At 51.0% G+C, this 24,728-nt stretch carries 14 protein-coding genes; 10 read left to right on the top strand and 4 right to left on the bottom strand.

What is annotated here, in order from left to right:
- The 10 genes from B160_RS0115610 (at position 1) to B160_RS0115665 (ending at position 16,987) form a co-directional block, all read left to right on the top strand.
- Positions 1-1,272, top strand: a complete 1,272-nt coding sequence (locus B160_RS0115610; RefSeq protein WP_040679931.1) for a condensation domain-containing protein — start codon at positions 1-3, stop codon at positions 1,270-1,272.
- 6 nt (positions 1,273-1,278) lie between these two features.
- On the top strand, positions 1,279-1,806 hold the full coding sequence (locus tag B160_RS0115615) for a hypothetical protein (RefSeq protein WP_040679933.1): 528 nt from the start codon (positions 1,279-1,281) through the stop codon (positions 1,804-1,806).
- A gap of 217 nt (positions 1,807-2,023) precedes the next feature.
- Positions 2,024-2,590, top strand: coding sequence for an RNA polymerase sigma-70 factor (locus B160_RS0115625; protein ID WP_018628873.1), 567 nt, complete (start codon positions 2,024-2,026; stop codon positions 2,588-2,590).
- 30 nt (positions 2,591-2,620) lie between these two features.
- Entirely contained in the window at positions 2,621-3,679 is a 1,059-nt protein-coding gene (locus B160_RS0115630) for a FecR family protein (protein WP_018628874.1), read from the top strand.
- A gap of 227 nt (positions 3,680-3,906) precedes the next feature.
- Entirely contained in the window at positions 3,907-7,347 is a 3,441-nt protein-coding gene (locus B160_RS0115635; RefSeq protein ID WP_018628875.1) for a SusC/RagA family TonB-linked outer membrane protein, read from the top strand.
- 21 nt (positions 7,348-7,368) lie between these two features.
- Positions 7,369-9,144, top strand: coding sequence for a RagB/SusD family nutrient uptake outer membrane protein (locus tag B160_RS0115640; RefSeq protein WP_018628876.1), 1,776 nt, complete (start codon positions 7,369-7,371; stop codon positions 9,142-9,144).
- A 208-nt stretch (positions 9,145-9,352) separates the two neighbouring features.
- Positions 9,353-11,893, top strand: coding sequence for a hypothetical protein (locus tag B160_RS0115645; protein WP_018628877.1), 2,541 nt, complete (start codon positions 9,353-9,355; stop codon positions 11,891-11,893).
- 72 nt (positions 11,894-11,965) lie between these two features.
- Positions 11,966-13,324, top strand: a complete 1,359-nt coding sequence (locus tag B160_RS0115650) for an alpha-L-fucosidase (RefSeq protein ID WP_018628878.1) — start codon at positions 11,966-11,968, stop codon at positions 13,322-13,324.
- Positions 13,325-13,883: 559 nt separating this feature from the next.
- On the top strand, positions 13,884-14,714 hold the full coding sequence (locus B160_RS0115660) for a sialate O-acetylesterase (RefSeq protein ID WP_018628880.1): 831 nt from the start codon (positions 13,884-13,886) through the stop codon (positions 14,712-14,714).
- A 23-nt stretch (positions 14,715-14,737) separates the two neighbouring features.
- On the top strand, positions 14,738-16,987 hold the full coding sequence (locus tag B160_RS0115665; RefSeq protein WP_026309809.1) for an alpha-N-acetylglucosaminidase: 2,250 nt from the start codon (positions 14,738-14,740) through the stop codon (positions 16,985-16,987).
- Positions 16,988-17,226: 239 nt separating this feature from the next.
- Here the strand turns inward: B160_RS0115665 and B160_RS0115670 are convergent, their stop codons facing one another.
- The 4 genes from B160_RS0115670 to B160_RS0115685 all read right to left on the bottom strand — a co-directional run bounded on the left by B160_RS0115670 (position 17,227) and on the right by B160_RS0115685 (position 24,646).
- Positions 17,227-18,567, bottom strand: coding sequence for a TolC family protein (locus B160_RS0115670; protein WP_018628882.1), 1,341 nt, complete (start codon positions 18,565-18,567; stop codon positions 17,227-17,229).
- 88 nt (positions 18,568-18,655) lie between these two features.
- Positions 18,656-21,760: an efflux RND transporter permease subunit gene (locus tag B160_RS0115675; RefSeq protein WP_018628883.1), complete on the bottom strand. Its 3,105-nt coding sequence runs from the start codon at positions 21,758-21,760 to the stop codon at positions 18,656-18,658.
- Between the two features lie 34 nt (positions 21,761-21,794).
- On the bottom strand, positions 21,795-22,838 hold the full coding sequence (locus B160_RS0115680; protein ID WP_018628884.1) for an efflux RND transporter periplasmic adaptor subunit: 1,044 nt from the start codon (positions 22,836-22,838) through the stop codon (positions 21,795-21,797).
- Between the two features lie 128 nt (positions 22,839-22,966).
- Positions 22,967-24,646 carry a PNGase F N-terminal domain-containing protein gene (locus B160_RS0115685; protein ID WP_018628885.1) on the bottom strand — a complete coding sequence of 560 codons (1,680 nt, stop codon included), beginning with the start codon at positions 24,644-24,646 and terminating at the stop codon, positions 22,967-22,969.
- Positions 24,647-24,728: the final 82 nt, after the last annotated feature.

Below are 24,728 nucleotides of genomic sequence, written 5' to 3' on the forward strand. Positions count from 1 at the left end.
ATGAAAAGAAGACTTATCGTTGGAGAACGCATTATGTATGCCAACGGCGACCGGCCGGTTAACTGCATATTTTCGGTAACGCTCGAAGGCGCATTGTCGGAAGAAGACCTTAACCGGGCCTTTGACCGGCTGCAGGCCAGGCATCCGCTGCTGCGGGCGGTGATCCTGCAGGAAGGAACGCGGTCGCCTTATTTTGACATCCGGGATACGCCCGCACCATCGCGTGTGGAAGTGCTGCCCCGGAATACGGATGAGGATTGGGTACGCGTTGCCGTAGCGGAATGGCAGCGCCCCTTTGACTACCAAAGCGCGCCGCTGATGCGCGTGCTCTGGTTAAAGGGAGATGCTGTATCGGATCTGGTGCTGGTACTGCCGCATTGTATTTGCGATGGCGGCACTATTGTGAACCTGATGCGGGAGCTGCTGGCTTATGCCGCCGATCCGCTGCTGGAGGCGGTACCGTACGCTTCTTTTGATACCACCGCTGATCTTGTTGCCAAAAGCGAAATGCCGGGGAAGGGAGCGGTGATCAGGGCGCGGGTATTTGCTTACGCAGCCCGGGGTATATTATCGCTCCTGGTCCGGAACAAACCGGTCGCAAGCGGAAGACAATACTATATGGTCCGCTGGCCGATGGACCGGGAGCAGTCACAGCAGCTGATGGCTGCCTGTAAGGCTGCTCAAACCACGGTGCAGGCGGCGCTGGGAGTCGCTTTCCTGACGGCTTTTGGTAAAGTGATGGGGCAGGAGGCGAAAAACAAACTGATCTGCCCGGTGAATATCCGTAAATCGGTGCCGGGTATCAGGGAAGACATGATGTTTGCTTTTGCGCCGGTGGTTGAACTTTCGGGGGCGGACAGGAATGATGCAGCATTCTGGAGCCGGGCGCGCAGGATGAAGGCAGATCTTCAGCAAAAGATCCATAAGCTAAACCCCAATCACCTGCTGGTGCTTACCGAATATTTTCACGCTGCAGCCGGGCAGATGGTCAAACACCTGCGCACCACCAAGGGAGGTCATGATATTACCTTATCCAATATGGGCCGGCTGGATATTCCGGCGGTCTACAACGGCTTTAACGTAAAAAGGGTGTATGCGCCCAGTGCCGCTTTACCCTGGAGAAACCCCAATACCCTGGTGGTGACCAGTTTTGACGGGCAGCTTGATTTTTCGCTGATATCCGAAGAGCATTTTCTCAGCAGGGACCGGGCGCAGGCGGTCCGGGATGCATTTATGTTCCAGTTGCAGCAGGCGGTGGCCGTTACCGGATGATTTTTTATGAACAATCTTTTTAAAGAAATAGCAGCATTGCCCGGGCAGGCCACGGTTGTGGAACCGCGGATATGGAAGCGCTTCCTGGTCAGGAATGCGGTGATCTATGCCTGTACGAATATCTGCTTCAACTCCATGATCCCTTATTTTAGTTTTGAGCAGCCCGCGGCCGTGCATCTTTTTAAAGGTGCGTATAGTATTGCGCGGTTTTTACTGCCGCTGGCGTTCATTATTCCCCTGCTTACCACCATAGACACCTGCAACAAAATGCGGGCATTGTTTCAAAAGCGCGCCACCTGCTTCTCATTTCCCGAAGGGTTCCGGTACAACCGGTTTTTGCTGAAGCAATCGTTGCTCAATGGCAGCCTTACCTTTGGGCTCACATTCGTGGTCATGACGGCCCTGCTGCTGGCTATGCCGGAAGGGTATACGTATAACGGGCTTGGAGCAAGCATTCTAATGGGCATCTATGCCGGGGCCCTGGCCTTATATTTTATGATGCGCGCCATCAACGGCTTTCTGAAGATCAAATGATCCATTTCCTGTAAACAGATGTTTTTGGCGCAGATGCGGACGCTGCTCCGGTCACTGGCGGACCCATCCGCTGAGGCATGTTATTTTGACACCGACCGGCGGTGCGGAAAAAAGGAACCGGGATCCGAAAAAAAGTTGTCGTTCTTTTAGGGGATTTTTCTAATTTTTGCCTCCTTGTTAATAGAGGCTGTTTCCTCTGTTTAACGATCCGCAGGCTTTGGAGCATGATATTAACATACAGATCTTACTGGAACAAATAGCGGTACTGGATGATAAAGTGGCGTTTGAACGGTTGTTCTATGCCTATTTCAAAAAGCTGCACCGGTTTGCAGATGCAATTGTAAAAGACCGGCATGCGGCGGAAGAAGTGGTATCGGATGTATTTATAAATCTTTGGAAGAACAGGAGCAGGCTGCTCGAGATAGAGAATCTGAATAACTATATCTATATCGCTACCAAGAATATTGCGATCCGGCGCAGGACAAAGTTAAGCGCCGCCCGGCAGTTTGGGATTGAAGAAATAACCATTGAGCCGGCGGTACTGGAAAGCAGCAGCCCGGAGCAGATCTTTCTGAATAAGGAGCTGGTAAGGCGGTATGAAGCTGTTGTAGATGCACTTCCCGCCCGGTGCCAGACCATTTACCGGCTTGCGCGGCAGGACGGACTACGGTATAAAGAAATAGCGGCCATTTTAAATATATCGGTAAAGACGATTGACGCCCAGATGGCTATTGCACTAAAAAAAATAACGCAGGCCGTCCGGTTTGTAACGGATGTAAAATAGCGCCGGGCGTTCTTTTAAAATAAAAGGTATATGTCGAGCTTTAGAATATGGCAATTAAGTGCGCGAAAGCTGACTCAGGATGCAACACTTGAGGAGCTGCAGGAGCTGGAGCAGCTGCTGCGGGATCATCCGGAGCTGGCATCTCAACTGGAGCTGCACGGCCTTTTTTTTAATGCTGGCCAGGGCACTGCTTCAACACAGGATCCGGAGGTAAAAGAGGCCTGGAGGCGCCAGCTGCGGGCCATGCGGGAAGCAGATCCCGGTACTTTTGTCAACACCCGGCAGAAGGGCAGGAGGCTTTGGTGGGCCGGGGCTGTTTTGGGAGTGGTTGTTTTAACCCTGGGTTATTTCTGGGCGCAGCAGCGCCCGGCTAAAGGAAAAGACATGCCGGATGTGCATGATATGGCCATTGAGTCCGGAAATACCCGGCACGAAGTAACCCTGCCCGATGGCTCCAGAGCAATATTGAACCAGAACAGCCATATCACCCTAAGCAAAGGGTTTGGCAAAACAAACCGGAACCTTCGCCTGGAGGGAGAAGTGTTTTTTGATGTGGTGCACGACGCGCAATTGCCATTTACGGTGCAGGCGGCAACCATACAGGTAAAGGTCCTGGGCACGGCCTTTAATGTGCGGGCGTATGAAGACGAGCACCTGGTGCAGACGGCGTTGATAAGAGGCGCCGTGGAAATAACCGATAAGATCAATAAGAAACTGCGGATCCGGTTGAAGCCCAATGAGAAAGTTTCCATACAAATAAACGATGCGAATAGCCGATCCGACCCGGCGGGCGATACCGGGATCCTGTTTAAAATGGAGCCGCTTCATAAAGAAGAGGCAACCGGTATGATCCCCGAAACTGCCTGGATACAGGATAAGCTCATGTTCAACAGTGAACCGCTGGCAGAAGTGGCCAAAAAACTGGAAAAGTGGTACAAAGTGTCCATTCTTATCGACAATGAGCGGCTTAAGGAGGAGCGGTTTACGGGAGTGTTTGAAAAAGAGACCATCGGGGAAGCGTTGACCGCCTTACAGGTTACCTACCCTTTTCAATACAGGATCACCGGTAAAACGGTGATCATTCAGTAAATGTGCATCAGCCGGTGCTACTGCTGTACCGGACGACATTTGCCCCTTATCGGTAACAATAACAAAAAAACAATAAATAACTAAAAAGGAGATGCGCCAACATCTCCTTTGAAGTAACAACGGAGAAACCATTATTACTCACTTTAACCATCATGCAAGTTATGCAAAAATCAGCACTTAGGAGAGGCAGTGCCTGCTGGCGGCCTCCTGTTAAATTGTTTTTAATTATGAAAATTGTTGTGGTCCTGCTAACCGTTGTTTGTTTACAGGCTTCCGCAAACGGGTACTCCCAGGAGCGGATCACCTTGTCGATGAAGGATGCCAGTTTTAAGGAAGTGCTTACGCAGATCCAGAAGCAGACCTCCTACCGGTTTATTTATCACGACAACGTGGAGCTCCGGAAAAAGGGCGCGGTAAACATTGACGTAGAAAATGTAACGCTGGGTTATGTAATGAATGCATTGCTGCGTAACTCCGGGTTTACCTATTCCGACCTTGGCAACGGGCTGATGGCCATATCAGCTGCCGGGAAACAGGACCGGCCGATTACCGGAACGGTCACCAACAGCAAGGGCGAAGCATTGGCCGGAGTGTCCATCCAGCTAAAAGGAAGCCCGGTAGGAACCATTACGGATGCAAACGGTCAGTTCAGTATGAATGTGCCGGAAGATGCAGTGCTGGTCCTGTCGGCGGTGGGCTATATTGCAAAAGAGGTTCCGGTTGGTACGGGAAACAATATCAATGTATTGCTGGAAGTTCAGGAAACCAGGATGGATGAAGTCGTGGTCGTAGCCTATGGGACGGAGTCGCGGCAAACACAGACCTCTGCGGTCTCCAGCATCAAGGCTTCTGCCATCCGCAACATTCCTTCTGCACAGCTGTCCACCAGCCTGGCCGGCAGGTTGCCGGGTGCCGTCATTATCCAGAATTCCGGCTTCGTGGGGGCAAACGCCTCTATTGCTGTACGGGGGTCGAGAACGGCAGCGCTCTATGTGGTGGATAATGTTGTTACAGACAAGGCCCAGTTTGATGTGCTGGACCCGGGAGAGATTGAATCCATCAGCATATTAAAAGATGCGGCCGCTGCGGCCATCTATGGCGCAAGGGCTTCCGGAGGGGTAGTGGTCGTAAAAACAAGATCGGGCAAAAAAGGGAAGACGGCTTTTCATTATCAGGGAATGCTTTCCACCAGTCGTACCATGTATCCCCTGCAGAACTGGACGCCGGAGCAGGAACTGATCTTCCGGAATGGAGTGGCCACTACCCAAAACCGGTTAAGTGCCAGTCCCAATCCTGATTTCAAAGTGCCGTTTAACCAGGAGGCGCTGGATTATGCAAAAACCATGCACCCCCAGAGCATTAATGATATTTTATGGAGAAACCCTTCTTCACAGCAGCACAGTATTGATGCTTCCGGCGGCAGCGACCATGTAAGCTATTTTTTCTCCGCCAATTATAGCGGCAATAAAGGCAGCTATGATAATACCAATTTTGATAAGTACACCCTCCGGGCAAAGGTAGATGCCCAGGTATCCAAAAACCTGAAAATAGGAACCAATCTCAGCTATAACCGGCGTTATACCGACCGTTTTTACTGGCCTTATGATGGCGATAACGGAGAGGGCTTTACCGTAGCAGATTTTTACAGGCCCACCTTTAACCTCTCCCGCCTGTATCCTTTTTATTCAAAGGCAGATGGTACGCCCACCACAGCAGAGGATCCGGATAGCTACGCCACCATTCAGCCCGGATGGGGCTTTAACCCGGCCCAAACGGTAAACTCGGTAAACTATCGCCATATCCTTTATAATACATTCAATGCAACGGTAACGGGCGAGTTAAAGATACCGCAGATCAAGGGCCTGTCGTTAAAAGTGCTGGGAAATTATCGCCAGGACAATTACTTCAGGAAAGATTTTGTGGGAGAATTCAATGTAAGCTACCGGGTACAGCCTGCAGGAGCTTCCGGCATCGATCTGTTAAAACTGAATCCATTGAAATTTGATGCGGCCAATACAGTGGTAAATAATTACGGCAAATCGTTTACGGGCATCGATGAATATATGTTTATGGATGAGCGCTACCAAACCAATGGCTTTTTGGATTATACCAGAAGTTTTGGCATGCATAATATCAGCGCCTTTGCAGGATTTGAGCAATACCAGTTCATGCGTAAAGCCGTAAACGGTACCGCGCAGGACCTGCTGACCTCCGGCATTGACCAGATCCTGGTAGCCAACACCGATGCGGCGCGCCGCAATTTTGGCGGCTCGGAGCTGAATCAGTCCCGCTTATCTTATTTTGGCCGCGCTAAATATGACTACGATGCGCGGTATATCGCCGAGTTCTCTTTCAGGGAAGACGGTTCTTATATTTTTCCGCAGGGAAAGCAGTTTGGCTTTTTTCCTTCAGTATCTGCCGGCTGGGTAGTGAGCAAGGAACGTTTTTTTGCAGTAAAGCCGATCAGCACTTTAAAACTAAGAGCCTCTTATGGTACTACGGGTTATGATGGGGTAGATGGTATCATCACCAATATTGCTCCTTACCAGTTTCAGAATAACTATAGTGTTAACAACGGGTATCTTTTTGCCGGTGGTAATATGCCGGGTTTAGCGCCGCAGAGCGTACTGCCCAATCCCGGTATTACCTGGCAGATCAACAAGACCATCAATGGTGGTATTGATGTCGGCTTTTTGAAGGACGCGCTCAGTATGAGCTTTGATTATTTTGTTACCAACAAATCCAAGGTGCTGGCATCAACCGTAGACCTGATCCCCGGTACGCTGGGTACAGGGTTGCCTACTACCAATATCGGGGAATTAAGATCAAACGGATTTGAGCTGGTACTGGGCTACGGCAACACCAGGGGCGACTTCAGCTATAATGTGGGCTTTAACATCAGCTATGCTATTGAAAAATACATCAGCTGGCCGCAGCTGTCTACACTTGCTGATTTTCAGAAACGCATCGGGCGGCCTACAGACGGGATCGTTACGGGCTATATATCTGAAGGCATCGTAAAAGACCAGTCGGTAATTGATGCGCTGCCTGCAGGGTATAAGCAATTTGGCAGACCCGTAATATTGGGTTCTGTGTTACTAAAGGACATCAACGGGGCAGGCTATGCGCCCGGACCCGACGGTAAGGTTGATAATAATGATGTGACCATATTGTCTACGAACTCCGTGCCGCGGACCACTTTTGGGATCCCGGTTGATCTGCGCTGGAGAAATTTCTCGTTAAATATGCTTTTCCAGGGAGTGGGCAAATATGATAAGTTTGTGCGGACCATTAACGGCATCGGGGCGTTTCAGCAGGCAGATCGTCCCTACTTCGATCTTTGGACCGATGCGTACTCACCGGATCTGAATCCCGATGGCAAATACCCAATGGCCAGCGGCTCCTTCAGCGATCCGGATCTGATGGGCGGTTCCTCTTCCTTCTGGATGCGGAACGGTGCTTATGGACGGCTGAAAAATGCGACACTCGCTTATTCCCTGCCGGAGAAACTGATCAGCAAAGCAGGGCTCACCGGTGTACAGCTGAGCTTTAACGCTACCAACCTGTTTACGATCAGTAAGTTTAAAGAGTATGACCCGGAACAATCGAGCCTCGATTCCTATCCCCTGTTCCGCTCCTATGCTTTTGGTTTGAATATATCCTTATAAATCTACATAATTACTATAGCTATGCAGCTTCATATACATAAAAAATATTTACTGCTTCCGGCCTTCATGGTGCTGATCCTTTCCTGCAACAGGAATGTGCTGGACGTTAAAAATTTAAACGCGGTAGAACCGAAACTTACATGGACCGATCCCAGGCTGGCCAATGCTTACCTGGCCAACCTGTACAACAGGATAATGCCCAACGGATGGCCGGCAGCCAGTAATGCATTATATGGCGGGTTACCGGTAGATGAAAGACGGGGCGTTATTAACAACACTACGATTCAGACGACCAGCCATCCCTGGTTAAGCTCATTTGAAGACAGCTATACCGATATCCGCCAGGTCAATATTCTCTTAAAGGAAATAGAATCCGGTACCCTGGATGTTACAATAAAGGACAAAATAGTAGGCCAGGCGCTGTTCCTGAGGGCCTTTAGTTATTTTCTTTTGGTAAGGGTCTATGGAGGTGTACCCCTGCTGCTGGAGCCACAAAGTTTAACGGATAGTTTAAGCGTGCCCCGGGCCGGTACTGCAGAGGTATTCAATGCCATCAATACCGACCTGGATAAAAGCATCCAGCTATTACAGGGACAAACCTTTGTAGACGGCGATAAAGGCCGGATCGGGCTGGGTGCTGCATTGGCGTTAAAAGGAAGAGTGGCCTTATACAAGGCAAGCCCGTTGTTTAACCCATCGCATCCCTATGATAATGCTTACTGGCAGGATGCCTATAATGCCAACCTTACCGCAAAAACACAGCTGGATGCAATGGGCTTTGGGCTGAACGCCGATTATGCAGGCATCTGGTCCACCGGTAACGAGGGAAACAAAGAAGCCGTTTTAACCGTTAAATTCACCGCTCCTACAAAAACAGACGGAAGGAATGAACGGGGCGCCCGGCCGCTTTCCCAGACAGCAAACGCAACAGGTGCTGATAACCCCGTATGGTCGATGGTAAAAGCCTACACCATGAAGGACGGGTATCCTGCCGGCAGCAGTCCTAAATATGCTTACAGCGATCAAACGTTCTGGCAGAACCGGGATCCCCGGTTTGATGCTTCCATTGTATGGAATGGCTCCATCTATGAAACGGGCGGTATTGCCGGAAGAAGGCAGTACGCCGACGATATACTGGCTACCGCCACCGATTCCTATTCCCCCAATCCTTCAACTGCTAACTGGAGCTTTACCGGGTTGTATGCCCGCAAGGGACTGCAACCGGAGCTAAAGGCCGCGGAAGTGGCGCAGAATTCCGTTGACTGGATTGAAATACGCTATGCAGAAGTATTGCTGAACCTGGCAGAAGCGGCCAATGAAACCGGTCATACTGCCGATGCGGTCGCATTGCTGCAGCAGATCCGGCAGCGGGCAGGGATCGAAGCAGGCGCGGGCAACAACTATGGCATTATCACTACAAACCGGGATGAAGTGCGGAAGCTGATTTACAACGAACGCTTCGTAGAATTTATTTTTGAAGGCCAGCGGTTCTGGGATCTGAAACGTTCGCGCACACTTTTAAATTTGAACGGCACCGTGCAGCAGGGGGTGGCTTCCACGCTGAAAGCCTCCAATTTGCCGGTGGATGATGACCGGAAAAATGCATATGGTTATCTGTCGGAAGACTTTAATTATACGGTCAATACGCTTTACAGGACTACGGTGGATAACGTTACATTTACAATAACAGATAATGAATATTTTGCACCCATACCCCTGGCGCAGATCCAGAAGAACCCCAATTTAAAACAAACGCAGGGATGGGGCGATGGCACCTTCAACCCTACGTTGGAATAACTTTGACGGTATCATACTCATCGCATAAACGGGCTAAAGGTTTTTAGCCGGGAAAGTGGCGCGGCGGCATGTCAGGATCAATTAAAAAACAATACCTTCCCGGCTAACTATTGGCTCGTAACTTTTCCGTCGGCCCATATTTTATTAGCGTGCGGCGAAAAGCTGCTATCGGCTGAAGCCTGAAGTAGTGCATAATAGTTTTTTGGTTATGAAAAAAATAGTCTTTGCTGTCATTATACTTTTCGGGGCCCTTGTGTCCAATGCGCAGGAATTACGTATTAAAAATAACAAAGTGCAGCGCGTGCTGCAGTACGATGGTGCCGTATGGCGCACCAAAAGGTTTTTGAGCCCCGATGGCCGTACGGTGCTGGAAGTCAAAAGCGATGAATTCCATATCCTGCCCATGAACAACAGCGAGGGACTGACCATATCCGGTTTTACAGCCGTTGCGGATCCAAAGCAATACCAGGCAGGCGATACCAGCTTTTGTGAAATTACCTACCGGCCCGGCGCCGCAGCTCTAAAGAACAGTGCCTGCCCGCAGCAGGTGATCATTATCTATTTTGCGGTGAAGGGGCAGCCGTTCACACGAAAAAAACTGCGGCTGCTATTTGACAGACCGGCAACGGTAGACCGGTTGGAGGTGGAACGGTTTATAAACGGGGATGAGCAGACCGGCGGCGGTCGCGGCGAGCCGGTGTTCATAAAAGATCAATGGTTTACCGGACTGGAATACCCGGCCGGGTACAGCCGCCGGGGCAACGGCAACCAGCCGGCGAGCTATGGCCGCTACTACGATTCGGTGGGCAATTACAGTTTTATAGACCTGGAAGGAAGGGATGTGGAGCCGCATCCGGCAAAAGGCATGGTACGCCTGATGCACTTCCCCGGTTACGCAGTAAGATCGGCAACCGGCTATGAAATCAACAGCAAGGTTTCCGTAACCGGCTATGCGGGAAAAAATACACCGGTGAAGCAGGCGTTTATGCAGTACCTGGCCACCATCTGGAAAAAACCGGTTTCTTTTCTCAACTATAATAACTGGTTCGATAGGTCGGCAAAGGACCTGAGCGGCGATCATTTTCTGAACGTTTACCGGAAATATAAAAAAGAGCTGGAGCCTTATGGCATCAAACTGGATGGCATGGTCCCGGACAACGGCTGGCAGAACCGGAAAAGCGTCTGGGAACCGTCCCCTGCTTATTTCCCTGGCGGAGACAATGACCTGGTTGCCCTCAGCAATAAACTAAAAAAAGAAGGAACGCACCTGGGGCTTTGGCTGTCGTTGAACGGGTACACCAATGATATGAAATGGGGGGCGGAAAATGGTTATGCCGTTGCCAAAAGCAATGCTTATTTTAAACAGTATGGCCGGTATTTCAGCCTCTCGGCAGACCGGTACAAAGCTGCCATCCTGAAGAGAGTGCCGGAGCTGGCACAAAAGGCAGACCTTATTTATTATAAGCATGATTTTAACGAGCTCTGTGATCCGGGCGAAGGCAATAATCATCCACCTACCGACCGTCATGGTCATGAAGCCAACCTGGATGTGGCGTTGCAGGTACTTACAGCAACCCGAAAGGCGCGGCCGGGTATTATACAGAACCTTACCAACTGGGTCTGGTTTTCTCCCTGGTGGCTGCAGTATGCAGACTATTTATGGATGCTTGCAGGCGATGACGGAAAGAACGGCAATACACCGGAGCTGTCGGAGAAAGCGTTATTTACCACGGACCGGGATACCTATATCTGGCGGATGTTTGGCAACCCGGCAGACCGGCCGCTGGTTCCCGTATCCCGTTTGATGACACATGGCATCCTGCAGACCTCGGTCAAGGAAAAAGACCTGCCGTTGCGCGACTGGGCGGATTACGTACTGATGCATTATGGTCGGGGCACATTGCTTAAAGAATGGTATATTTCCCTGGATGCCATGCGCCCGGAGCTGTGGTCGTCACTGGCAGGTATTTTAAAATGGGCCCGGCAGCATGAGCCACAGTTGAACAATGCCGTATTTGTCGGAGGCAGGCCCGATGAAGGAAACGCCTACGGCTACATCGGCTGGTATCAGGATAAAGCCGTATTAACGGCCCGCAATACGGCCCCGGTGCCGCAAAGGCTGGTCATTCCCTTTAACAGCGGAACCGGCTTTTACGGAGCTGCCGGCGCATCATACAGGGCGCGTATCACCTATCCCTATGAAGAGGACTACCCGGTTGCATTCATCGCAGGAAAAACCATTGAAGTGGTGCTGCCCGGCTATGCAACAATGGAGTTTGAAATTGAAAAAGGGCGGCCGGTAAAAAACAGCAGAACGGAGCCGGCAGCGATCCGCTTTCAGGTGCAGGAGCACCGGGGCGACAGTATGGTGAGGATAAAGCTGAAAGTGCCCGGGGATATTAGAGCGGGCAGCGAATTACAGGTGATCGGTTATCCGCATCTTCCGGACCTCTCCTTGAACGGTCAGGATGCCGCACCGCAGCGCAGCGCTGTTTCCCGGCTCAATCATTTCGCCAGCTATGCCGTTGCCGGGATGAAGAGCAAAAAAGCGGTTCCGTGGGGCATGGCCGGGTATTCTTTATTGCCTTATGCCGGGAAGGAGCTCGAACTTACATTCAGGAATGTATCGGGAACGTTTCATGCATATATTGCCGCCGAGCAGGAAGTGAAGGTATCAAAAACGGGCAGCGGAAAAAACCTGTTGCCGGTAGTGCAGGACCGGAGACGGCAAACCCTGCAATTGTATTAAAACAGGTGGCACTTTTCTTTTATATTGCCCAATCCCATTTTTATGTATCTGACTGAACGATTATTGATAACAATGAAAAGGCTGATTTTACCGGTAGCTATGGCGATCAGCAGCGTTGTGTTATTTGCCCAGCAGACAAAAAAAGTAGTGTTGCCTAATGCGCAGCAACTTCAATGGTCTGCTGCCGAGATCGGGGCTATCATTCATTTCGATTTGGTTAATTACGTGCCCGGTTATAACTGGCGCAACTGGGGCACGCACCCGTCTGCAAAGGTTTTTAATCCTTTAAAGCTCGATACAGACCAATGGGTACGTGCGGCAAAGGCCGCGGGCGCTACTTACGTACTGTTGGTTGCGAAGCATTGTTCGGGGTTCAGCCTGTGGCCCACCGGCGCTCATCCGTATAGTGTAAAAAACGCTCCCTGGAAAAACGGGAAGGGTGACATTGTAAAAGATTTTATGGCCAGTTGCAGGAAGTATCATGTGAAACCGGGTATTTATGCAAGCGCCTCGGCAAATGGATATTGCTATGTTGATAATCCCGGCCTGGTACAAAAAGGATCCCCCTTTACACAAGAACAGTATAATGCCATTGTAATAAAGCAGCTTACGGAGTTATGGAGTAATTATGGAAAATTATTTGAAATATGGTTTGATGGAGGTGTACTGCCAGTAGAAAAGGGGGGACCTCCAATTGCTGCATTGCTAAAGAAACTGCAACCGGACGCCATCGTATTTCAAGGGCCTGTAAAGGCAAAGAACCTGGTAAGATGGATTGGTAACGAGGAGGGGGCGGCGCCCTATCCTAACTGGAGCACGTCTGACGCCACCACATCCGCTACGGGAACAATAAAAGTGGATCATATGCAGGGGGATCCAAACGGAAAGATCTGGTGCCCCGGCGAAGCAGATTTTCCTTTACGCACAGGTTGGCAGGGGGGATGGTTCTGGAAGGCGGAGGGACAAAAAATGCTGTCCCTGCAGCAGCTGCTCAAAAACTACTATACCAGTGTAGGTCGCAATGCCAATATGCTTTTGGGCATTGTGGTAGATACGAGTGGCCAGGTGCCGGCGGAAGATGTGGAAAGACTTACCGAATTTGGCAATGCGGTTAAAGAAAGGTTTGCCCGTCCGGTATTTGCCGGCAAGGCAAAAGGAACAACAGTACTGCTGACCATTGCTCCCAGGCCTGTTACCCTTAACTGCATAGTGCTGCAGGAAGATATAGCACAGGGTGAGCGCATACGCCGGTATGCAGTAGACGCCTGGATAAACAATAGCTGGAAGCTGATTGCAGAAGGCAGTTCCATCGGGCATAAACGCATACAGGAATTCACGCCGGTTCATACAACTAAAATAAGGTGGCGGGTGACTGAAGCTGTTGCTCCCCCTGTTTTAAAGAACATTGCCCTGTATGACATTAAAATGTAGGTGTTGTTTAAACGTTCCGGATGGCAACAAACGGGCTGTGGTTGTATCAAAGGCCTTCTATTGGTGCTAAAAAGACCGGATCTTTTGATAGCAAACGGGGTGCGGCGTGCCGCAATCATTGTAACAAGAACTCCCGGAGCCTGCTCTTAGCCGCAGCGTGGCGGGAATCTTTTTGGGAAAGGTTTACATTACGGGTGCGCTGCACCTCCATGCATCTTGTGTTGGTTGCGAATAATACGAAAGTGAATGATAATTCAGGCCGATACCATCCCGTATAATGCCGATGTGATAGCCGTTCAGGCGAATGGAATGGGCCTATTACGGATATTCAATCGGTATAAGCGCAACGCCGCGCTGCAGCTTTGCTTTGACCATTGAATTCTTGAAATGAACCGGACGCACATGCGATCGCAATCGGGATTCCGGTATCTAAAAGAATGATCTGTCAACAGATCCCGAAACACCCGTCCGTCTGCTTGTAGGGGTGGGAGATTCGGTTTTAGAATGACTTTAGAAAACGCAGCTTCCTGATGCTGTTAAAAAATAAAAAAATAAGCAGATGAAACAATTGCATTCGGGGTTTCTTTTAGCTGTCATGTTGCTGCTCAGCTGCGAATCGCAAAGATCCACGCAACAGGGCGTTCCAAAACATAAAAATGATTTTCACATTTTTATATTGATGGGACAGTCGAATATGTCGGGATATGCCTACCTGCAACCGGGCGACAGCATACCCGTTCCGCATGTTTTCAAGCTGCCTACCATCTACTCCGGCAGATTGAGCTGGGAGCCTGCGGCGCATCCGTTGCACAACCGGTTACCATCGGACCGCTTTGGGTTGGGGCTGCCTTTTGCAACAGCATACCGGGCACATCACAGGAACGTTTCCGTTGGACTGATACCCCTTGCTTTTGGCGGGGCCGGGATTGACCAGTTGAAGAAAGGCACCCCGGTGTATGATGATTTTCTAAAAAAGCTGGCATTTGCCCGGGAATCCGGCATTATAGAAGGCTTGCTCTGGCACCAGGGTGAATCGGATACGGTAGATGAAGAAAAAGCGAATAGCTATGCGCATAAATTGCTTCAGTTGGTAAGGGACATAAGAAAAGAAGTGGGCAATGAGGGTTTGCCTGTTATAGTAGGTGACCTGGCGGAGTTTTATGGTACTTCCAAAGAGCACAATAAACCGGACCGGGTAGCAAGGATCAATAAAATACGGCAGGTGCTCCGGAGCCTGCCGCAAAAAATAACGAATGCCGCCTTTGTGGAAACCACCGGCTGCACTTCAATAGACGATCACTATGTACATTTTGACAGAGCGTCTTATATCCTGTTGGGTAAAAGATATTTTGAAGCTTTTTCTAAACTAAAATCATCACTCAATCCATGACCGGATATTTTAAAAACAGGAATATGTCATTCAGATTTAAAGTTCTTACGTTAATTGTTTTAAGTATAGTTGCCGTTGCGGTTGCTCCGGCCCGGGGTTTTGACACGCAGGCTGCGGAACGCCTGATCCGGCGGGTGGTGCCGGCTCATGCCCAACAATTTAGGGTGGCCGCCATACCTGCAGACAATGGGAAAGATGTGTTTGAAATTGAATCCGGTAAAGGGCGGATCGTGCTACGGGGCAATAGTCCTGTTGCAGTAGCGTCCGCGCTTAACTGGTATTTGAAGTACTATTGCCATGTGCAGCGCAGCTGGTGTGGCGATCAGATGCGTTTGCCGGCAAAGCTGCCGGTAGTTCCGGAAAAAGTGCGGCAGGTGACCCCCTATGCAAAAAGGTCATACCTGAACTATTGTACCTTTAATTATTCGATGAGCTGGTGGAACTGGGAGCGCTGGGAGCGGGAGATCGACTGGATGGCCATGCACGGGATCAATATGCCGCTGGCCGTTACGGGACAGGAAGCCGTATGGCAACGTACCCTGCGCCGGTTTGGAATGAGTGATGATGAAATACGCGCCTTCCTGGTAGGACCGGCATACCAGGCCTGGCAATGGATGACCAATATTGAAGGGGTTTACGGACCCCTGCCGCAGCAATGGATCAACCGGAGCATTGTACTGGGCAAAAAGATCCTGCAAAGGGAGCGGGACCTGGGTATGACGCCGATATTACAGGGCTTTACCGGTTATGTGCCCCGGGCATTGAAGCGGCACCAGCCGCAGGCCGACATTGTGGAAAAGCCGGTATGGTTTTTTGTAGGAGGTCCCACGGCGCAGTTGAACCCGGTGGATCCGCTGTTCAGCAAAATGGCAAAGGCCTTTATCGAAGAGCAGACACGGCTGTTTGGGACCGATCATATTTATGCGGCGGATCCCTTTCATGAAGGCAAACCGCCGGTGAGCGGTGATGATTATTTAACAGCCGTTGGGAAAAAGATCTATGAAGCCACTGCCGCCGCCGATCCGGAAGCCATCATAGCCATGCAAACCTGGAGCATGCGTAAACCCATTGTAGAGGCGATCCCGGCCGGCCGCATCATCATGCTGGACTTGAACAGCCAGAAATGGAAGGGGAGCCAGGCTTTTTGGGGGCGTCCCTGGCTGGCGGGTATCATCCATAATTTTGGAGGCAATACCGCCATGGGAGGCAATTTAAATGAAGTAATGGAGCGGTTTCCCCGGTTGCTGAACAATAAAAGTGAAACCCGCAATTTATCAGGCATCGGGATGTTCCCCGAAGCCATCGGGCATAACCCCGTTATTTATGAGGCCGCCAGTGAAATGGCCTGGCACGCCCGGCAGCCGGATACCAAAGAATGGCTGTACGGTTATCTCCGGGGCCGCTACGGCCGCCTGGATGATGCGGTGAAGAACGCCTGGGACCTGCTGCTGGAAACCGTTTACGGCCGGAAAACGGGGGTGGAGACCTTTCGCGAATCTGCCATTTGCGCCCGGCCGGCCCTGACGGTATATGGCGCTTCACCCAATGGCGCGCTCAACAGCCGGAAGAATTATCATTTTCAAACCCTGTGGACCGCTGTAAGATCCATGATGGCGGCTGGTGAAGTTACAAGGCGCACGGATACCTATAAATACGACCTGGTGGATCTGATGCGGCAATGCCTGGCCGATCTGGCGATACCCATACAGGCAAATATGGGAAATGCATACCGCAACAGCAAACGAGACAGCTTTGCTTTTTACAGCCACCAGTTTCTGGAGCTCATGGATGATTTTGATGGGCTCCTCGGCACCCGTAAAGAGTTTTTGCTGGGCAAATGGCTGTCCGATGCAAGAGCCATCGGTACTACCACCGCCGAAAAAGACCTTTATGAAAAAAATGCACGGGGCCTCATCACGATCTGGGGACCTTATGATTCCAGCGCGATCCAGTATGATTATTCCGCCCGTCAATGGAACGGGTTGGTCCGCACTTTTTATAAACCACGCTGGGAAAAATTCATCGCAATGCTTCAGGGCGAATTAAAAAAGCAGCCGGATCAGCGGTACCGGGAGGTCAATATTAACCACCGGTTCCGGCGGCCCCGCAATAACGCCAATGACTTTTACCGGATGATCTCGCAATGGGAATCCGACTGGGTTACCCGTCCGGGGGTGATCACACAAACGGCGGCTTCCGGCGGCGAGCTGAGAACGGTACAGCGCTTTTATCGCAAATGGCACCCCGTGGCATCGGCACTCTACCGGCCATAGTCCGCAGGCCGGCACGACTCCCGCGATATTCGTATTTAGAGTTTGATGTTTGGTGTCCGATGCGTATTTGTCCGCCCGGATTCTTAGCTGACTGCTGAAAGCTGAAGGCTGATCGCTGTTCCAGGTTTAAAGTTCCACGTTGGATTCCCGTTTGGGACCTGATGCGTATTTTTCCGTTCGGGGTTTTTAGCTGACTGCTAAAAGCTAAAAACATCTCATCGCTCAACGCTCGAATCTCATTACTTCCGCAACAATGCGCCTTTCAGCCGCATCAGTTCCGTTTCCGACAGCTTGGTATTGTACCGGGCCTCGATCAGCCGGTCGTAGGCCTGAGCCAGGCTGAGCTGGGCTTCGCGCAGCTGTACTAAAGTGGCCATGCCCAGCTTATAGGTCTGGAACACGATGTCCACATTCTCTTTTGCCAGCTCAATATTTTCTTCTTCCAGCTTCAGCGCCCGCTTTTGCTGATCGTAGTTCTTATAGGAATTGAGCACCTGCATATTGAGGAGGGAGCGTTGATTGTCGTAGTTGAGTTCTTCCATTTTCAGGCCCCACTGACTTTGCCGGATATTTCTCCTGGCGGATAGCTGGTTGAAGATGGGAATGCGGGCTGTGAGCCCATAGTTGTACCCGTGACTCTGATTGAACAGGGTAGAGAAGGGATTGATGACCTTCTTGTTTTCCGTACGGGTAAAATTATACATAGAGCTGAAGGAGATGGTCGGATAAAGATCCGCCCGGCTCTCTTTTACAGTATAATGGGCAATATCGATCCTTGCTTTTGCCAGTTGCAGCGTGGGGCTGCTTTGTTCAATGCCTTCCAGGACGCCCCCCAGCGAAAGATCATAATTGAGAGGGATGGTATCCGGGATGTCAAAGGCCGTACCGCGGATCTGGCTGTTCATGGCCTGAGCCAGCTGTTCTTTCAGTTGCGCTACCTGAACCTCCTGCTGCATCCGCAGGGCTTTCTGGCTGTTGAGATCAACCTTGCTTTGCAGCACATCCGGCTTGGCGCCCGTACCGATGTCGAGTTTGTTCTGCGCCAGTTTTGCCCGTTCGTTATTCAGCTTTATCTGTACTTCGGTTGCTTCCATCTGCTGCTTACCCCTTGCAATGGCGTAGTAATTGGTGATCACGGCGGCAATGGTGTTCATGACCTGTTCCCGGATGGTATATTCGCCGGCTTCCAGCAGCGCGGCTACCTTATCGCGGGTGGCAAACATTTTCAACCCGTCGAACAGTACCCAGTCAAGGGAAACGTTGGCCTGCACATTGTTGCTCCGGATATTATTGGATTTTCGCTGGGTGCCGTCGGCCAGTGTTTGCTTTTGACTGTTATTGGTATTGGTAAGGCCGGCGTTCCCGTTTACCGAGGGCAGGAATACCATGTTGCGGTAACTGTAATCGATGGCCGCAATAGTAGAGTCGTTCTTTGATAGTTGAATCTCGTAATTGTTGAGCAGGGCAGTTGCGATCGCTTCTTCCAATGTAAGCAGCCGCTGTGCACGAAGCGGCCCGGAAAATATCAATGCCACCACAATGATGCAGCATATCTTTCCTGTATAAAAATAGTTGTTCATGCGTTCAGGCATTTTGATTAATGAATGGCCACTGCGATCGTTACGCAAAGCGAGCGGTTGCGCACAACTTCCGGGTCTGAGCAACGGGTTATGCATTTGACGGAGCCTGTTTGCTTTCTTCTGACCGGAGTATTTCATCAAATTCTTTATTCTTTTTATTAGCCGACAGGTAGCTGTAGACGGCGGGGATCACATACAGCGTCAGGATCAGTGAAAAGATGATCCCGCCTACGATTACGATCCCGAGCGGAATACGGCTTGTGGCGGCGGCGCCCAGCGACAGGGCAATGGGCAGCGCACCCAGGGCCATGGTCATACTCGTCATGAGGATAGGCCGCAAACGCTGACCTGCTGCAAAGATCACCGCATCCGTCTTCTCCATATTCTTTTTACGGCTCTGGTTGGCAAATTCCACGATCAGGATCCCGTTCTTGGTTACCAGTCCGATGAGCATGATCATCCCGATCTCGGAGAAGATGTTGAGCGTGTGCCCGAAGATCCAGAGCGAGAGCAATGCGCCCGCCAGGGCCAGGGGAACGGTGATCATGATGATCAGCGGATCGATAAAGCTTTCAAATTGCGCGGCCAGGATCAGAAAGATCAGGCCCAGCGCCAGTAAAAAGGCAAAGCTTGTATTGCTGCTGCTTTCCGCAAAGTCGCGTGCTGAGCCGCTCAGGGAAGTGGTGAACGACTCGTCCAGCATTTTCTGGGCGATCCGGTTCATTTCCTTTACCCCGTCGCCCAGGGTATGCCCTTCGGTAAGGCCGGCGGATATCGTGGCGGATTTGTACCGGTTAAAATGGTAGATGGTGGGCGGCGTTGTGGACTCCACCGCATTGGTGATATTGTCCAGGCTGATCAGCTGCCCCTGCTCGTTGCGCACAAATATTTTCTTCAGGTCTTGCGGGTCGTCCCGGTCGATGCGGTCTACCTGCGCCATTACCTGGTATTGTTTGCCGCTCCGGGTAAAATATCCCAGTCGCTGGTTACTGTAGGCGGTCTGCAGGGCCTGCGATACATCGCTGACCGTTATTCCCAGCTGCGCGGCCTTTAGCCGGTCCACATAAATCCGTATCTCCGGTTTGTTGAATTTAAGGTCTGCATCCACCTGTTGCAGGATATTGCTTTTGTTGCATTCGTCCAGGAACTTGGGCAGCATTTCCGAGAGCTTTTCAAAGTCGTTGTTCTGGATCACGAATTGCACGTCCTGGCCTCCGCGGCGGTTTACCTGGATGGTCTGGTCCTGTATCGCAAATGCTCTTGCCTCACTGTATTTGGATACATGCCGGTTTACATAGTCCACGATTTCCTTTTGCGACCGGCTGCGTTCATTTTTGGGCACCAGGCGCACCCGTACCATACCCGAATTGGCACTGCCGCTTCTGCGGGAACCGGTGATGGAGAGCACGATCTCCTTTTCGGGAACGGAGTCGATCAGGAACTGCGATACCTTGTCTACGTATGTGTCCATGGCATAAAAGGAAGTGCCCTCCGGTGCCGTAAGGTTTAACCGGAACTGGCTTTTGTCTTCCATAGGGGCCAGTTCCGACTGTATGTTCCGGCCGATCAGTATAATAACGAAAAAGCACGCCACCACAATGATCCAGGACACCCAGCGTACCTTCATAAATGCTTTTAACGACCGCTCATAATACTGCTCCATCCCCCGGAAAAAAGGCTCCGTTTTGTTGTAGAACCAGGAGTGCTTATGAACATTTTTCTTGGTAAGAAACACGTTCAGTACAGGGGTCAGCGTAAGGGAAACGAAGGCCGAGATCAGCACCGCTCCGGCTACCACGATCCCGAACTCGCGGAACAGGCTGCCCACAAATCCCTGCAGGAAAATGATGGGGAGGAACACCACCGCCAGGGTAATGGAGGTGGCAATGACCGCAAAATAGATCTCTTTGGACCCTTCCAGCGCCGCTTTTCTTTTGCTCATGCCCTGCTCCAGCTTTTTAAAGATGTTCTCCGTAACAACAATGCCGTCATCGACCACCAGCCCGGTTGCCAGTACAATGGCCAGCAGGGAAAGTACGTTGACGGTGTACCCCATAATGTACATGATAAAGAAAGCGCCGATCAGGGAAACGGGGATATCGATCAGCGGACGTATGGACAGGATCCAGTCGCGGAAGAACAGGTAAATGATGATCACCACCAGCCCGATGGCGATAAAGAGTGTTTCCTCAACCTCTGTGATCGATTTTTTGATGTATTCGGTCTGGTCCAGTGCTATATTCAGTTTTATATCGGCTGGTACTTCTTTTTTAATCGTTTCCAGTCGTTTATAAAATTCATTTGAAATGGAAACATAGTTGGCACCGGGTTGCGGGATCACCGCCATGGCGATCATGGGGACGGCGCTTTCCTTTAAAGCAGATTCTTCGTTTTCGGGTCCCAGCACCACATTGGCCACATCCTTGACGCGGATATCGGCACCGCCTTCGTTCTTGATGATGATGTTTGCAAATTCTTCTTCGGTGTCGAGCCGTCCGAAAGTGCGGATGGTGAGCTCGGTATTTTCGCCGGTCAGTTTTCCGGAAGGCAGCTCTATGTTTTCCCGCTGCAGGGCCAGTCGTATGTCGGCGGCCGTAATATTGAAGGCGGCCATTTTATTCGGGTCCAGCCAGAGCCGCATTGCAAAGCGCTTTTCGCCCCAGGTGTCGATGCTGCTGACACCGGGGATGGTCTGCAGCCGGTCCACGAGGCTATTGATGGTATATTCGGTAAGTTCCAGCGGGTTTTTGGTGCTGCTTTGCACCGTCATTGCCAGGATCGGCTCCGCGCTGGCATCGGCCTTTGTAACGGCAGAAGGCTCTTCGAGGTCGGGCGGAAGCTGGCGCTGGGCGGCGGAAACCTTATCCCGCACGTCGTTGGCCGCGGTTTCGAGGTTGGCGCCTACTTCAAACTCCACATTGATGTTACTGCTGCCGTTGCTGCTGCTGGAAGTAATGTTCCGGATGCCGGCAATACCGTTGATGGCGTCCTCAAGAGGCTCGGTGATCTGGCTTTCAATGATGTCTGCATTGGCGCCGGGATAGCTGGTGCGCACGCTGATATTGGGCGGATCAATGGCCGGGTAATCGCGCACGCCCAGGAACTTAAAACCAATGAACCCAAATACGATGATCACCACGTTCATGACAATGGCCAGCACCGGTCTCCTCAAACTTAGCTCTGAAATATTCATCAATAAAGGGGTTGATGATGTTCAATCACCTTTTTCAGTTAACGATTTTATTTATGCTCACTTTTGAATGGGGTTTTGTTGCCATTACCCCGGTTACCAGAACGGTATCACCCGGTTTTAATCCCCCGGTGATCTCTACGCGGGCAGAGTCGCGGCTGCCGGTCTCCACATCGGAAAAAAGCGCTTTGCCGTTGTCAACCAGGATCACCTGCTTACCGCGGGCGGTGGGCATAATGGATTGCGTGGGAATAAAAATAGCATGATCCTTTTGGGCAAACCCGATCCGTACTTTGGCAAAGGCACCGGGGATCAATCCCTGTGTGGCTCCCGTTACCACGGCTCTTACGGTTAAGCTCCGGTTGGTGACGGATACGTTGGATTCGGTTGCCATTACTTTTGCGGAATAGGTTGCATTGTTCCCTTCCACCGTAAAGCCAACGATCTGCCCGGGCTTTATCTGGGTGGTATATTTTTCGGGTACTACAAAATCAATTTTGAGGGTACTGGTCTGGTTGATGGTGGCAATAACGGTTGCCGGTGTCACATAAGCGCCGGGGCTGATGGCCTTTAGGCCGATTTTCCCGTTAAAGGGGGCGCGGATCACGGTACGGGAAATTTCAGTGCGCACCAGGGCGATGTCTGCCTGGATGTTCTGAAGCGTAAGCAGGCTGTTATCATAATCCTGCTTGCTGATGCCCTGGATGCCAACCAGCTGCCGGGCGCGGTCTTCATTGGCCTTGGCAATATTGAGCTGGGCTTCCAGTTTTTTCAGTTGTGCCTGCAGGTCGCCATCATAAACTTTCGCAAGTACGGTTCCGCGCGGTACATACTGCCCTTCGCGGATGTTGAGCAGGGTAAGCCTGCCGGAAACTTCGGGATGGATCTCCGTCACTTCATTGGCTACAATGGTGCCGGGCGTTTCGATCGTTTCGGAAAAGGATTCGGTTTTGACAATAAATGCATCTACTTTGGCCGCAGTTCTTTTTTGACCGGCCGGTACTGATTTTTTCTTTTCATTGCAGGCCAGGGCGCTCCATACCGTCAGCAGCAGGAGTAAACAAGTTGGGATCCGGTTCAAACGAATGGTTTTTAGTTGAGTAATAAATAAGCTGTTTAAATTCTATAAGACTCTTTTACAGCGAAAACCTTGCGTAAAGAAAGGGTTTTTTCGTTCCTGTAAGAACGAATGTTCGGTATTTCCGGATATCAGTCTGCAACCAGTATGCCGGAAACATTCCAGGCGCTGAAGCTGGATCCCTCCGGCTTGCCCTGGGGGATCTTTACCTGAAGGGTATAATCGCCGGCTTCCAGATCGCCCAGATGGATCCTGAAGGGGTTGGTTACGGTTCCCGGGCACCAGTTGGAGCGGCTCAGATCAGAAGAGGAAAGCCCGTTGCTGAAGTTGCCGGAGGCCGGGTTGAACAACCGGTAGGAGCCACAATCGGCCCGCCAGGGCACCAGGTCAAAGATGACCCGTCCGTTGAGCAGGATCGTATTTTGTTTCGGCACAAATTCGTCGCCGTTGCCCCATCCTCCATGGCCGGTTGTGGTATAAAGCAGGGACGCGTTTTTTAAGGGCGCATCGATCCGGAAATGCACTTCCAATCCTTTTTCGCTGTCAAACATGGTGGCATATTCCTGCCCGGCCATTTCCATAATGTTCAGCGTATTGAACAGCGGCATGATTTGTTGTTTCGGTTTGTCGGGACCGCCCCTGTGAAGGGTGAGGTTGGCGGTTATTTTGTGCCCGCCCTTATCATAGTTCCCGATGAACACGCCAATATACACTTCCTTATTGCTGAGCGCTGCCGCAAAATCTGTAATGTCCTGGCGGTAGGGAACCGCCTCCTGCCATTGCTTTCCTTTAAGCTGTATATGGTTGAACTGTTTGATACCAAAAGGCGTGAAAAAGCGCATGAGCTCCAGCGGAGGCGTATAATCCGGCGTGGCCACCACACCCTGGTACGTTTTCCCGTTGCCATTGGTGTACGCGGGAAGGGTTTTGACCCCGTTCTTTAACCCATCAAGGAAGGATTGTTTTTTACCGGTGGGGATCAGGAATACGGTCCCTGTCCGGTCATAGGCATCGCCGTTGGACTGTTCTTTCAGGTCCAGGAACACACTCGAATTGCTGTCGATGGCCGGCATTTTTATTTTTTTTACCACGATGGTACCATTGGCAAACCGCAGTACATCTCCGGCTTGATTACCGGCATCTGAAAAATTGATGACCTGGCCGGTAAACAGGGGAATGGTGGTAAAGCGGCTGTTCCAGATGGCGTCCCGGTAGTTGAGCAGGTCGGTTTGTTGCGGCTTTAGCAACAGAAAGGCCGGCAGGCTGATCTTTTGTTTTTCGATCTTCTCTGCCCGGATGCTATTGTTGCCGTTCCTGACCTGCTCCAGCACCAGGCCCAGGTTTTGCCCCAGTATCGTTGGTGCGCCTTTTACCGGAAGCTGATCGGTGTACCACAGTTCAATCGTATTGGAGTTTACGATGATCTTTGCCTTTTTGCAGCGATAGCCCAATATATCTTTGGTCGCCGCCTGCAGCTCAAACTGCTGGGTCCGGAAAGCCGTATCTGAAGCCGTAATGCTTTCCCGCTCATTCAAAAAGGCATACAGCTCCTGCCGGTTGCGGGTGCGGTCTATAAGCGAAAGCTCAAAAGGATAGGCGGCCTTCCCCGTAAAATCCCGCTCGGTGGTGACCAGTGTTTGGCCGGGCGCTGCGAACACCCAGGTCTTGTTTTGCTTTTTCGGGGTCTTTCCGTTAAAGCTGGATCCGTAGGTGATCTTGTAAACGGGAACACCGGCAAATTTCACCTGGGCATGTCCGGCGATCTGCATACCGGTCAGTACTGTTAAAAGCAGAAATGGTTTTATTTTCATGATCATAAGATTCAGGGGTACAAAGATAGTTGCAGGGGGGCTTGGGTGCGTTCTAAAAAGTGCAGAACATTTTTTGCGGGGA

The sequence above is a fragment of the Niabella aurantiaca DSM 17617 genome, assembly GCF_000374125.1.
GTDB lineage: Bacteria > Bacteroidota > Bacteroidia > Chitinophagales > Chitinophagaceae > Niabella > Niabella aurantiaca.